Origin of the sequence: Streptomyces sp. NBC_01537 (genome assembly GCF_045040445.1) — a bacterium.
GTDB lineage: Bacteria > Actinomycetota > Actinomycetes > Streptomycetales > Streptomycetaceae > Actinacidiphila.
Genome location: NZ_CP109392.1, coordinates 4,195,892 through 4,207,810 on the forward strand (window position 1 = coordinate 4,195,892; position 11,919 = coordinate 4,207,810).

The 11,919-nt window shown below is 72.9% G+C and carries 11 protein-coding genes; 7 read left to right on the forward strand and 4 right to left on the reverse strand.

Features of this window, described 5'->3' with window-relative positions; translation table 11 throughout:
* Positions 1 to 139 precede the first annotated feature (139 nt).
* The 7 genes from OG607_RS19300 to OG607_RS19330 are packed head-to-tail and all read left to right on the forward strand — an operon-like array spanning position 140 to position 7,110.
* A complete protein-coding gene (locus OG607_RS19300) occupies positions 140 to 1,444 on the forward strand; it encodes a beta-ketoacyl-[acyl-carrier-protein] synthase family protein (RefSeq protein WP_405724599.1) in 1,305 nt (434 codons plus the stop codon).
* Positions 1,441 to 2,670 (forward strand): ketosynthase chain-length factor, encoded by a 1,230-nt coding sequence (locus OG607_RS19305; protein ID WP_405724601.1) that lies wholly within the window; start codon positions 1,441 to 1,443, stop codon positions 2,668 to 2,670. Before OG607_RS19300 ends, OG607_RS19305 begins: the two co-directional genes overlap by 4 nt.
* Before the next feature lie 8 nt (positions 2,671 to 2,678).
* The gene (locus tag OG607_RS19310) at positions 2,679 to 2,939 is read left to right on the forward strand and encodes an acyl carrier protein (RefSeq protein WP_405736901.1); all 261 of its coding nucleotides are present in this window, start codon (positions 2,679 to 2,681) and stop codon (positions 2,937 to 2,939) included.
* The gene (locus tag OG607_RS19315) at positions 2,936 to 3,289 is read left to right on the forward strand and encodes a TcmI family type II polyketide cyclase (protein WP_405724603.1); all 354 of its coding nucleotides are present in this window, start codon (positions 2,936 to 2,938) and stop codon (positions 3,287 to 3,289) included. The genes OG607_RS19310 and OG607_RS19315 overlap by 4 nt, the downstream gene beginning before the upstream one ends.
* A complete protein-coding gene (accA, locus tag OG607_RS19320) occupies positions 3,289 to 5,202 on the forward strand; it encodes a carboxyltransferase subunit alpha (RefSeq protein ID WP_405724605.1) in 1,914 nt (637 codons plus the stop codon). Before OG607_RS19315 ends, accA begins: the two co-directional genes overlap by 1 nt.
* A complete protein-coding gene (locus OG607_RS19325; RefSeq protein WP_405724607.1) occupies positions 5,186 to 5,740 on the forward strand; it encodes an acetyl-CoA carboxylase biotin carboxyl carrier protein in 555 nt (184 codons plus the stop codon). The genes accA and OG607_RS19325 overlap by 17 nt, the downstream gene beginning before the upstream one ends.
* A 5-nt stretch (positions 5,741 to 5,745) precedes the next feature.
* Complete coding sequence (locus OG607_RS19330; protein ID WP_405724609.1) at positions 5,746 to 7,110, forward strand: acetyl/propionyl/methylcrotonyl-CoA carboxylase subunit alpha; 1,365 nt, start codon at positions 5,746 to 5,748, stop codon at positions 7,108 to 7,110.
* A gap of 25 nt (positions 7,111 to 7,135) precedes the next feature.
* Here the strand turns inward: OG607_RS19330 and OG607_RS19335 are convergent, their stop codons facing one another.
* The 4 genes from OG607_RS19335 to OG607_RS19350 form a co-directional block, all read right to left on the reverse strand.
* A complete protein-coding gene (locus tag OG607_RS19335) occupies positions 7,136 to 8,182 on the reverse strand; it encodes a methyltransferase (protein ID WP_405724611.1) in 1,047 nt (348 codons plus the stop codon).
* A gap of 3 nt (positions 8,183 to 8,185) precedes the next feature.
* Positions 8,186 to 9,310, reverse strand: coding sequence for a nitrous oxide reductase family maturation protein NosD (locus OG607_RS19340; protein WP_405724613.1), 1,125 nt, complete (start codon positions 9,308 to 9,310; stop codon positions 8,186 to 8,188).
* 96 nt (positions 9,311 to 9,406) lie between these two features.
* Entirely contained in the window at positions 9,407 to 10,192 is a 786-nt protein-coding gene (locus OG607_RS19345) for a VOC family protein (RefSeq protein WP_405724615.1), read from the reverse strand.
* Between the two features lie 223 nt (positions 10,193 to 10,415).
* A complete protein-coding gene (locus tag OG607_RS19350; protein WP_405724617.1) occupies positions 10,416 to 11,732 on the reverse strand; it encodes a wax ester/triacylglycerol synthase family O-acyltransferase in 1,317 nt (438 codons plus the stop codon).
* Positions 11,733 to 11,919 lie beyond the last annotated feature (187 nt).

An 11,919-nucleotide genomic window follows, 5' to 3' on the forward strand; every position in this document is an offset into this window, starting at 1 on the left:
GATGAACCGCCCTGACACCCGCCCTGAGACCCGCCCTGAGACCCGCCTTGGAGCGACCCGACGGACACCGGCGGCCGCCACGGGCCGGCGCCGACAGGCGCCACGCGGCACCGGCAGCCACCGGCTGGAGGAGGCAACCATGGCCAGTAATTCCCGGGCCGGCACTTCCCGGTTCCCCGCACGCCGGGTGGCGGTCACCGGAGCCGGTGTCGTCGCCCCTGGCGGCGTGGGGGTCCCCGCCTTCTGGGACCTGCTGACCGCCGGACGTACGGCGACCCGTGGCATCACCCTCTTCGACCCCACGGGCTTCCGCTCCCGGATCGCCGCCGAGTGCGACTTCGACCCGGCGGCGGCCGGACTCACCCCGGCCGACGCCGAACGCGCGGACCGCTACGTCCAGTTCGCGCTCGCGGCTGCCGACGAGGCGGTCCGCGACTCCGGGCTCGACCTGGACCGCGAGGACCCCTGGCGGATCGGCGTCTCCCTCGGCACCGCGGTCGGCGGCACCACCCGCCTGGAGCGGGACTACGTGCTCGTCAGCGAGCGCGGTGCCCGCTGGGACGTCGACCACCGGCGGGCGGACCCGCACCTGCACCGGGCCTTCGCGCCCAGCGCGCTGGCCTCCGAGATCGCGGAGCGGCACGGTGCCCGCGGCCCCGTGCAGACCGTCTCCACCGGCTGCACATCGGGCCTGGACGCGGTCGGCTACGCCTTCCACGCGATCGAGGAGGGCCGCGCCGACATCGTCCTGGCGGGCGCGTCGGACTCGCCGATCTCCCCGATCACGGTGGCCTGCTTCGACGCCATCAAGGCCACCTCCGCCAACAACGACGATCCCGCCCACGCCTCCCGCCCCTTCGACGCCAACCGCGACGGCTTCGTCATGGGCGAGGGCGGCGCGGTCCTCGTACTGGAGGACCTGGAACACGCGAGGGCCCGGGGCGCCACGGTCTACTGCGAGGTCAGGGGCTATGCCACGTACGGGAACGCGTACCACATGACCGGTCTGACGACCGAGGGCATGGAGATGTCCGAGGCCATCGACCGCGCCCTGGCCCATGCCCGCCTGGACGCCACCGGCATCGACTACGTCAACGCGCACGGCTCCGGCACCAAGCAGAACGACCGCCACGAGACGGCCGCCGTCAAGCGCTCGCTCGGCGCGCACGCCTACTCGACGCCCATGAGCTCCATCAAGTCCATGGTCGGCCATTCCCTGGGCGCGATCGGCGCGATCGAACTGGCCGCCTGCACACTCGCGCTCGCGCACGGCGTGGTCCCGCCCACCGCCAACTACGAGACCCCGGACCCGGAGTGCGACCTGGACTACGTCCCCCGCACGGCCCGCGAGGCGCGGCTGCGGACGGTGCTGTCGGTGGGCAGCGGCTTCGGCGGCTTCCAGTCCGCCGTCGTACTGAACCGAGCGGAGGGCAGCCGGTCATGACCAGTGTGATCACCGGAATCGGGGTCGTCGCCCCCAACGGCATCGGCACCGAGGCCTTCTGGAAGGCCACCCGCGAAGGCGTCAGCGTCCTGGACCGGGTCACCCGCGAGGGCTGCCTGGACCTGCCGCTGCGCATCGCGGGCGAGGTGCGCGGCTTCGACGCCACGGCCGCCATCGAGGAGCGCTTCGTCGTCCAGACCGACCGCTTCACGCACTTCGCCATGGCGGCGGCCGACCTGGCGCTGGCCGACGCCCGCCTGACGGCCGATCCGGACGACCCGTTCGCCGTCGGCGTCGTCACCGCCGCCGGTTCGGGCGGCGGCGAGTTCGGCCAGCGCGAGCTGCAGCGGCTGTGGGGGCAGGGGCCGCACTATGTGGGCCCGTACCAGTCCATCGCCTGGTTCTACGCGGCCAGCACCGGCCAGATCTCCATCCGCGGCGGCTTCAAGGGCCCCTGCGGGGTCGTCGCCAGCGACGAGGCCGGCGGTCTGGACGCCATCGGCCACGCCTGCCGTAACCTCGCCCGCCCCGACACCGGCACCCGCGCCGTCGTCGTCGGCGCCGCCGAGGCCCCGCTCGCGCCGTATTCGGGGGTGTGCCAGCTCGGCTACGCGGAGCTGAGCCTGGCGGCGGACCCCGAACGGGCCTACCAGCCTTTCACGGCACGCGCATGCGGCTTCTCTCCGGCCGAGGGCGGCGCCATGCTCGTCGTCGAGGACGCCGAACACGCCCTTGCGCGTGGCGCGCGGCCCCGGGCCGTCATCGCCGGGCACGCCGCCACCTTCACCGGAGCCTCGCGCTGGGCGGAGTCCCGGGAAGGCCTGGTGCGCGCGATCGGCGGCGCCCTGCAGGAGGCCGGGCTCGCGCCGTCCGACATCGATGTCGTCTTCGCCGACGCCCTGGGCACCCCCGACGCCGACCGCGCCGAGGCGGAGGCCATCGCCGCCGTCTTCGGCCCCCACGGCGTCCCCGTCACCGCCCCCAAGACCGGCACCGGACGCGCCTACTGCGGCGGGCCCGTGCTCGACACCGCGGCCGCCGTGCTCGCCCTGGAGCACGGCACCGTACCCCCCACCCCGCAGGTCACCGAGGTCCTCGACGACCTCGGCATCGACCTGGTCACCGGCCGGGCCCGGGCGGTCGGCCGACTGCGTGCCGCGCTGGTCCTCAGCCGCGGCCTCATGGGCTCCAACGCGGCCCTTGTAGTGAAGGAGTACACAAAATGAGCACCGAGATCAGCAACGAACTGACCTACGACGAGCTTGCCGCCCTCATGAAGTCCAGCGCCGGCATCACCGCCGACCCCCAGCGGCTCGCCGCCGGCCCCGACACCCCCTTCGCCGAGTACGGACTCGACTCCCTCGGCCTGCTCGGCATCGTCGCCGAACTGGAGAACCGCCGGGGCGTCACGATCGCCGGTGAGGCCGACTCCTGCAAGACGCCGGGGGCCTTCATGGATGCCGTCAACGCGTCGCTGAAGGCAGGTGTCATATGACCTCCCCTTCGCACCGCACGCTTTCGCACCGCACGTTGATCATCGCGCGCATGCAGCCCGCGTCCGCGGCCCGGATCGCCGAGGTCTTCGCCGAGTCCGACCAGGGCGAACTGCCCGGCCTCATCGGCGTCCGCGGCCGCAGCCTCTTCCAGTTCGGCGATGTCTACGTCCACCTCGTCGAGGCCGACCAGCCCCCCGGCCCAGAAGTCGCCCGCCACGCCGGCCATCCCGCCTTCCGCGAGATCAGCGACCGCCTCGCCGCCTTCGTCCAGCCCTACGACCCCGCCACCTGGCGCGAGCCCAAGGACGCCATGGCCGTGGAGTTCTACCGCTGGGAGCGCGATGACTGATGGCGATCACCGACGAACGGCCGCCCGCCGCCACTGATCCGGCCGACCCCGAGTGGGTGCGCTGCGAGCACTGCGCCGCCCTCCACTACGGCAGGCGCTTCGCCCGCGCGCTGCGTGTCTGCCCCGACTGCGGCACCCACGCCCGCCTCACGGCCGCGCAGCGGCTGGCGCAGCTCCTGGACCCGGGGTCGGCGGTCCCGCTCGCCTGCGCCCCAGGACCGCTGCGGGATCCGCTCGGCTTCACCGACACCAAGCCGTACGTGGAACGGCTGCTGGCGGCCCGCGCCGCGACCGGGCTCGACGAGGCCGTGCTCTGCGCGCGCGGCGCCATCGAGCAACGGCCGGTTGTCGTCGCCGCCATGGACTTCCGCTTCCTCGGCGGCAGCCTCGGCTGCGCCGTCGGCGCCCAGGTGGAGGCCGCCGCGCATGCCGCCCTGCGCATGCGGCATCCGCTGCTCCTCGTCACCGCGTCGGGCGGCGCGCGCATGCAGGAGGGCGCCCTCTCCCTCATGCAGATGGCCAAGACCGCCCAGGCCCTCGCCGACCTCGACGCCGCCGGCCTCCTCACGATCTCCCTCATCACCGACCCCACGTACGGCGGCGTCGCCGCCTCCTTCGCCACCCTTCCGGACGTCCTCCTCGCCGAGCCCGGCGCGCGGCTCGGCTTCGCCGGGCCCCGGGTCATCGAGCAGACGACCCGGCAGTCCCTGCCGGAGGGTTTTCAGACGGCGGAGTTCCTCCTCGGGCGGGGGCTGCTCGACGACGTCGTCCCGCGTGCGGCGCTACGGGCCACGCTCGGGCGTCTTCTGCGGGTTGGTTCGCCCGTTGGACCCCGCTCGGGGAGCGATGACACCTGCGGGTCCGTGGCCGGTTTGTGCCCACCCGTTCCGCCATGCGGAACGCCTGCCCACAACCCGGTGGGAAATTCAGCCCGTCCGGCGTTTGAGGACACGCCCGGAGGGCGTTCGGGGGTCCGGGGGCTTGCCCCCGGCGGGTCCGGGCGGAGCCCGGCACGCGGCGCCAGCCGCATATCGGATGCAGTGGGAAGGGACGGGGTGGGGGATCTCCCCTCCGATCGCGACACGGCGTGGCAGGCCGTACGCCTCGCCCGGCACCCGGACCGGCCCACCGCCGCCGACTACGCCGCGCACATCCTGGAGGACTTCCAGTCCCTGCACGGCGATCGCCTGACCGCCGACTGCCCGGCGATCATCGGCGGCCCCGCCCGCCTGGCCGGCAGCGGCCGCCCCCTCATGTTCATCGGCCACCACAAGGGCGGCCCCTCCCTCGCCGCACGCCAGGGCCATCACTTCGGGATGGCCACGCCGCCCGGCTACCGGAAGGCCGCGCGCCTCATGCGCATGGCGGCCAAGCTGAGGCTCCCGCTCCTCACGCTGATCGACACGCCGGGGGCGAACCCGGGCCCGGAGGCCGAGGCGGGCGGCCAGGCCTACGCCATCGCGGAGAACCTGCGCCTGATGTCCCAGCTCCCCGTTCCCGTCGTGGCCGTGATCACGGGCGAGGGCGGCAGCGGAGGCGCCCTGGCCCTCGCGGTGGCCGACCGGGTACTGATCAGCGCGAACGGCGTCTACTCGGTCATCAGCCCTGAAGGATGCGCCGCGATTTTGTGGAAGGACCCCGCGGCCGCCCCCACCGCGGCGACCGCGCTGCGCATGACTGCCGGAGACCTGGCCCGCCTCGGCATCGTCGACGGCGTGGTCCCCGAACCGCCCGGCGGCGCGCACACCGACCACGCGGCGGCGGCGACGCTGCTGAGCGAGGCGGTGACGGCGGCGTTCGAAGAGCTGCTCCCGTACGGGCCCGAACGGCTGCTCGCCGAGCGCCGGGACCGATTCCACCGCTTCGGACTGACCGCTTCGGACCAGAGGAAGCACCATGACGATCAACAGTGACAAGAAAACGGACCGCGTCCCGCCGAAAGCCCTCAACGGCGACGCCCGCCCCGCCCCTCCCACCGTTCATTCCGCCCTGGACTCGGTCTGCCGGAGCGCGACCGAGCTCGCGAAGTCCGCGCCGAAGCCACCTCAGCGCATCAAGCTGCAGCATGGGCAGATCTCCGTCGAGATCGAGTGGCCGCAGGAGGAGCAGCGCCGGCCGGAGCCGACGACACAGCCAAGCGCACCGGCAAGCGCACCGGCGACCGAAGCATCGGCAACCCACTGCCTCTGCGCCCCGACCGTCGGCACCTTCTACCACTCCCCCGAGCCCGGGGCGCCCCCGTACGTGGCCGTCGGCGACCTCGTCCGCCCCGGCCAGCCGGTGGGCGTGCTGGAGGTCATGAAGATGATGAGCACGATCGAGGCCGACCGCGCGGGGCGGGTGGTGGAGGTCCTCGTGCCGGACGCGCACCCCGTCGAATACCAGCAGCGGCTCATCGTCCTGGAGCCGCTGGAGCCGCCTCAGCCGCCCGAGCCGACCGCCGAGGGGTGACCGCCGTGTTCTCCACCGTCCTGATCGCCAACCGGGGCGAGATCGCGCTCCGCGTCGCCCGGACCTGCCGGGAGCTGGGCATCCGCACCGTCGCCGTCCACTCCACCGCCGACCGTGACTCGGCCGTCGTACGCCTGGCCGATGAGGCCGTGCACATCGGCCCGCCCCCGGCCAAGGCCAGCTATCTCAGCATCCCCGCCCTCATCGAGGCCGCCCGCCGCACCGGCGCGCAGGCCATCCACCCCGGCTACGGCTTCCTGTCCGAGGACGCCGACTTCGCCGAGGTCTGCGCCTCGAACGGCATCACCTTCATCGGCCCCGCCCCCTCCGTCATCGCCCGGCTCGGCGACAAGGCCGCCTGCCGTGCCCTCATGGCCGCCGCCGGCCTCCCCGTCCTCCCCGGCTCGGCAGGTCCCCTGTCCTCCCCCGCCGATGCGAAGGAGACCGCCCAGCAGACCGGCTACCCCGTCATCCTCAAGGCCGTCGCAGGCGGCGGAGGCCGCGGCATGGCCGTCGTACGCGGTTCCGACGACCTGCTCACCGCGTACGCCGCCACCCGCGCGCACGCCCGCGCGGTCTTCGGCGACGACCGGCTTTACCTGGAGCGCTACGTCGAGAACGCCCGCCACATCGAGGTCCAGGTGCTCTGCGACGCGCATGGCGCCGCCGTCCATCTCGGCGAGCGCGACTGCTCCGTCCAGCGGCGCCACCAGAAGCTCATCGAGGAGTCCCCCGCGCCCAATCTGCCGCCCAGGCTCCGTACCGCCATGTGCGAGGCCGCGGTGCGCGGCGCGCTCGCCGTGGGCTACGAGGGCGCGGGGACCTTTGAATTCGTGGTCTCCCCGGCCCCTGAGCAGGACTTCCACCTCATGGAGGTCAACTGCCGCCTCCAGGTCGAACACCCCGTCACCGAACTCGTCACCGGCATCGACCTCGTCCGCGAGCAGATCCTCATCGCCGCCGGCCTCCCGCTCTCCTTCGGCCAGGACGACATCCGCCCGCGCGGCGTCGCCCTCGAATGCCGCGTCAACGCGGAGGACCCGGCCCGGGACTTCGCTCCCACGCCCGGGCTTCTCACGGAGTTCACGCCGCCGGGCGGTCCCTTCGTACGCGTCGACACCCATGCCTTCGCCGGATGGCGGGTCGGGCCGGACTACGACTCGCTGCTCGCGAAGGTGTGCGCATGGGCGCCCGACCGCGAGCGCGCGCTCGCGCGGGCGGACCGGGCGCTGGAGGAGTTCCGGGTGGCTGGGGAGGGCGTCCGTACGACGAAGGATTTCCTCCGTACGGTGCTCGGCAACCCGGCATTCAGGGCTGCCGGCCATACGACTTCGCTGGTGGGCGGCATGGTGGCGGCCGAGGAGGGCTGATCCCCCTCGGCCGCCGCCCCGCCTCTCAGGACCCGACCACGCCGTGCAGCGCGTGAAGGTAGGGGTTGACGGGGGTGACGTCACCGACCACGAGCCCGGCTTCCGCCATCAGCCCGGTGAGGCTGCGCCGGGTGTGCTTCTGGCCGCCGACATTGAGCAGCAGCATCAGGTCCATGGAGGTGGTGAACCGCATCGAGGGCGTGTCGTCGACGAGGTTCTCGATGACGACGACCCTGGCGCCCGGTGCGGCGGCGCCGACGATGTTCCGCAGTGTGCGCCGCGTGCTGTCGTCGTCCCACTCCAGGATGTTCTTGATGATGTACATGTCGGCGGCGACCGGAATCGCCTCGCGGCAGTCCCCGCCGACCAGCCGCACGCGATCGGCCAGCTCGCCGCCGGCCCGCAGTCGCGGATCGGCTCCGGCGACGACCTTCGGCAGGTCGAGGAGCGTGCCGTGCACGCCGCTGTGCTTTTCGAGGAGCGCGGCGAGCACATGCCCCTGCCCGCCGCCCACGTCGGCGACGTGTCCGACGCCGGTCAGGTCCAGCAGTTCGGCGATGTCCTGGGCGGACTGGCGGCTGGAGTGCGTCATCGCCCGGTCGAAGACGTGGGCGCTGTCGCGGGCGTCGTCCTGGAGGTAGTCGAAGAACTCCTTGCCGTAGAGCTCGGGGAAGATGTTGCGGCCGGAGCGGACGGCGTCGTCGAGGCGGGGCCAGGCCTGCCAGGTCCAGGGTTCGGTGCACCACAGGGCGATGTAGTGGAGGCTGTTGGGGGCGTCGACGCGGAGCATGCGCGACATGTCGGTGTGGGCGAAGCGGCCGTCGGGCAGTTCCTCGAAGACGCCGTACGAGGAGAGGGCGCGGAGCAGCCGGGCCAGCGGGCGGGGTTCGGTTTTGACGGCGGCGGCCAGGTCCTCCGGCGTCATGGGGGCGTCGCCCAGGGCGTCGGCGACGCCGAGGCGGGCGGCGGCGCGTACGGCTGCGGCGCAGGCGGCGCCGAAGACGAGTTCGCGCAGGCGCATGGCGCCGCTCTGGGGCGCGGCGGTGTCAGCGGTCTCAGCGGTGTCGGTCATGGGTCAGCACCAGCCTGTCGGTTCGGAGATGTGGCAGCGGTTGCCGGTGAAGGTGTTGACGGCGCTGCCGCTGCTGCCGGGGTCGCGGTCGGCGACGTCGCGGTCGGCGAGGTCGGCGGGGGCGTTGCCCAGGGCGAGGTTGTTGCGGATGGTGTTGCCGGTGTTGTGGGTGCCGGGGGCGTTGCTGGCGTAGAGGACGATGCCGCCCGCCATGGGCGAGGCCTTGGGGGTGGGGCCGGTGCTGGCGTTGCCGAGCACGCTGTTGCCCTCGACCAGCACGTCCGCCGCTCCGGTGAGGAGGATGCCGACGCCCTGGATGTTGGGCAGGCCGTGGTTGGAGGGGCTGACGCAGTAGTGGTTGTTCTCGGCGACGAGGTTGCGGCGGACCGTCAGGTCGCCGGCCTGGGGGCGGCCTTCGTCGCCGACGACGAAGACGCCGCCGCAGTTGTCGGTGATGCGGTTGTTCTCGACGACGAGGTTCCGGAGCCGGCGCAGGACGAGGCCGATGCGGTTGCCGACGAGGCGGTTGGCACGTACGACGGCTCCGTCGGTGTCGAGGGCACCGCCCTCGGCATTGACGTAGTTGGCGATGAAGATGCCGGACTCGCCGTTGTTCTGGGACTCGTTGCCGATGAACCGGCCCCGCACCGACTGTTCCAGGCTGATGCCCTGCTGGCCGTTGTCGCGGGCGATGAGGCTGCGGACCTCGATGCGGTCGGCGAGGGTGGCGTTGACACCGTTCTTCTTGAAGCCGGCGACCGTCAGATAGCCGAGACGGACATTGTTGGCCTTGTGATCGGCCGTTCCGGTGACGCAGAGCCCGTGGCCGGCCCGGGCGCAGGCGTTCTCCGTACCGGCCGCGCTCGGGGCGATGACCGTGCCCGGGCCGGCGCCGCGCAGGGTGAGCCGGGGGACGGTGATCTGGACGCTGCCCCGGTAGACGCCGGGTTCCACGTAGATGTCGTCGCCGGGGGCGGCGCGGTTCACCGCCGCCTGGATGGACTCCCCGGCCCGTACGACCAGCCGCTGCGGTGCGGCGTGGGCCGCGGGGGCGGTGGCGAGGACCGGGACGAGGCCCAGGACGACGGTGGTGGCCGCGACAACGGCGCTGGCCCCTCGTGGTGGCATGACCGTACCTGCCTTCCGGCGGCACGAAGTGTCACACGGAGGTCATATGAAGGTCATATGGTGTGAAGCCGCCGAAAGGGACGTTATGAGTGATCGTCAGCTCCCGCCACTCGCGTCGACCAGCACCAGCCCCGCCCCGCCGTTGTCCCGGACCACCGCCTGCCGCCCGTAAGGGGCGGGCCGCACCGGCACCACGACCTGGCCGCCGCCCTGCTCAACTGCGCGGACGGCCGCGTCGGCGTCGGCGACGGAGAAGTAGGTGTTCCAGAAGGAGGGGGTACCGGCCGGGATCTTCGGGGGCTGTCCGGCGATGCCGCCGACCGGGCGGTCGTCGACCTTGATCATGGCGTACTCGGCGGACTCGTCCCAGGGGGCGGGCACGACCTCGTAGTCGTAGCCGAAGACGCTCGCGTAGAACTCGCGGGCGGCCCGCGGGTCCGTCGAGAGGTTGTCGTTCCAGGTGAAGGCGCCCGGCTCGTTCGCCAGCCCTGCGCCCTGGTGGGCGCGGCCCTGCCAGAGCCCGAAGACCGCGCCGGCCGGGTCGGTGGCGATGGCCATGCGCCCCTGGTCGGTGACGTCCATCGGCTCGAACAGCAGAGAACCGCCGGCGTCCTGGATCCGCTTCACCGTGCCGTCGGCGTCCTCGGTCCACAGATACGTCGTCCAGGCGCTCGGCCCGGTCCAGCCTTCCTGCTGCTGCATGATCCCGGCGACCGGCACGCCCTTGAGCATGGCCAGCTGGTAGTGGCCGGTCTCCTCACCGGTGTCGGTGATGTCCCAGCCGAAGAGCGCGGTGTAGAACTCCTTGGCCCGGCCCACGTCCGGCGTGCCCAGGTCGATCCAGCAGGGCACACCCTCGCTGTACTTGGTCATCTGCGCCATGTTTGCCTCCTATTTTTTGAGGCGAGTTCGCCTCCGCTGCGCTCAGCCACTGTCGACGGTCGACGTGCTCGGTCGCTCGTACCTCGCTCCCTGCGCGCGTCTCCCTTTCGACAGCGGCCGCTTCGCTTTGGCTCACTCGCCTACGTCGGCCGCAGATGCCGGGTGAGCGTCGGCCGTGAGTGCGGGAAGCGTCCCTCCGGACAGCGTCGTCCTGCCGTCCCGCTCAGGCAACCGCAGCGCCCAGGTCTGCCAGTTCCGCGTGCGCCGCATCCGCCAGAAGCTGCAGGTCAGGGGCGGCGCAACCGTCCCCGACGAGCCCCAGGTGCACCCTGCCCCGGTACGTGGTCATGGCCACCGCCAGGGACTGCCCCCGGGCCAGCGGGGCGAGCGGGTAGAGGGCCGTGAGCGGGCAGCCGCCGACCGTGAAGCCCAGGTCGGGGACGGGGACGCTGGTCACCAGGATGTCGAAGAGCAGCCGCACCGCGTGCCCGGCCAGTGGGGCGCCGAGGCGGCTGGCCACCGGCAGCAGGTAGTCGGTGAGCAGCACCGCCGCGCCCGGGCCCCGGCCGGGTCCGGCGGCCTTGTTGCGGTCCATGACCCCGCGTACGGCGTCCAGCCGCAGCAGCGGGTCCGGCTCGGCGACCGGCAGCTCGGCCAGGTAGCCCGACAGCCGGTTCCCGGCCCCCCGGTGCCCGTCGCCGGGCCGCCGGGACACCGGCACCAGCGCGCGGGGCGTGGCCGTGGTCACGTCCTCGCCGCGCTCGCTCATCCAGCGCCGCAGCATCCCGGCGACCATCGCGATCAGCACGTCGTTCACGGTGCCGCCGCCCGCCTTGCGGATCAGCTGGACGGCGTCGAGATCGAGCACCGCTGTCGCGAGCTGCCGCGACCCGCTCGACGGCGCCGCCAGCGCCGGAATCGTCCGGGACCCGACCGACGCCCCCAGCGAGGCCCGCGCCATCGCCGCCCCGATCCCCAGCGCCTGCCCCGCCTCGCCGACCGCCGCCCCGACCCGCGACCGCAGGCCCGGACCCGGCCCGGCGACCGTCACCGGCGCCGCCTTCCGCGGAGCCGTCAGCCGCACCAGCCCAGGGCTCTCGTCGAAGAGCACCGCACCCAGGGACACCGCCCGGAGCCCGTCGGCCAGGGCGTGATGGATCTTCAGCAGTACGGAGAAGGGCTCCCCGTCCGCCCCCTCAATGACGTGGATCTCCCAGGGCGGCCGGTCCCGGTTCAGCGGACGCTCCATCAGCTCGGCCGCCAGGTCGGGCCATTCCCGGTGCAGGTACACATGCCGCCGCACATCGAACCGCGGATCGTCCACCCACGCCGCCCCGCCCACCGGCATCCACACATCCCGCACCCGCCGCCGCAGCCGCGGCACCTGGGCCGCCCGGGCCGCCAGCAGCTCCGCCACCTCCCGCGGCCCGCGCCCGGCCACCGGCGCGAAGACCGCCAGCGCGCCCATGTGCAGGGGGTGGTCCTGCGAGTCCGCGTGCCAGAAGGCGAGGTCCAGGGGGCCCAGCAGCTCATTGCTCATGCGTCAGTGAAACCGCCGCACACGGCTACGGTCAAGCGACACATGATCAACACAGCGTTACCAAACGGTACGTAAACTTCGCGAAACGTACGCGCCCCGAACAGGCCTCTGTGCGTACTCGAACCGATTTGCTAGCTTCGGCGCATGGCTTCCCAGGCTGGCCGGCTCTTCTCGCGTCGCTACGTCG

Bases quoted from the DNA above. Each gene is read 5' to 3' on its own strand.
- accA (WP_405724605.1), top strand. From the start codon at position 3,289: ATGGCGATCACCGACGAACGGCCGCCCGCCGCCACTGATCCGGCCGAC.
- OG607_RS19315 (WP_405724603.1), top strand. From the start codon at position 2,936: ATGACCTCCCCTTCGCACCGCACGCTTTCGCACCGCACGTTGATCATC.
- OG607_RS19305 (WP_405724601.1), top strand. From the start codon at position 1,441: ATGACCAGTGTGATCACCGGAATCGGGGTCGTCGCCCCCAACGGCATC.
- OG607_RS19300 (WP_405724599.1), top strand. From the start codon at position 140: ATGGCCAGTAATTCCCGGGCCGGCACTTCCCGGTTCCCCGCACGCCGG.
- OG607_RS19345 (WP_405724615.1), bottom strand. From the start codon at position 10,192: ATGGCGCAGATGACCAAGTACAGCGAGGGTGTGCCCTGCTGGATCGAC.
- OG607_RS19340 (WP_405724613.1), bottom strand. From the start codon at position 9,310: ATGCCACCACGAGGGGCCAGCGCCGTTGTCGCGGCCACCACCGTCGTC.
- OG607_RS19350 (WP_405724617.1), bottom strand. From the start codon at position 11,732: ATGAGCAATGAGCTGCTGGGCCCCCTGGACCTCGCCTTCTGGCACGCG.
- OG607_RS19325 (WP_405724607.1), top strand. From the start codon at position 5,186: ATGACGATCAACAGTGACAAGAAAACGGACCGCGTCCCGCCGAAAGCC.
- OG607_RS19335 (WP_405724611.1), bottom strand. From the start codon at position 8,182: ATGACCGACACCGCTGAGACCGCTGACACCGCCGCGCCCCAGAGCGGC.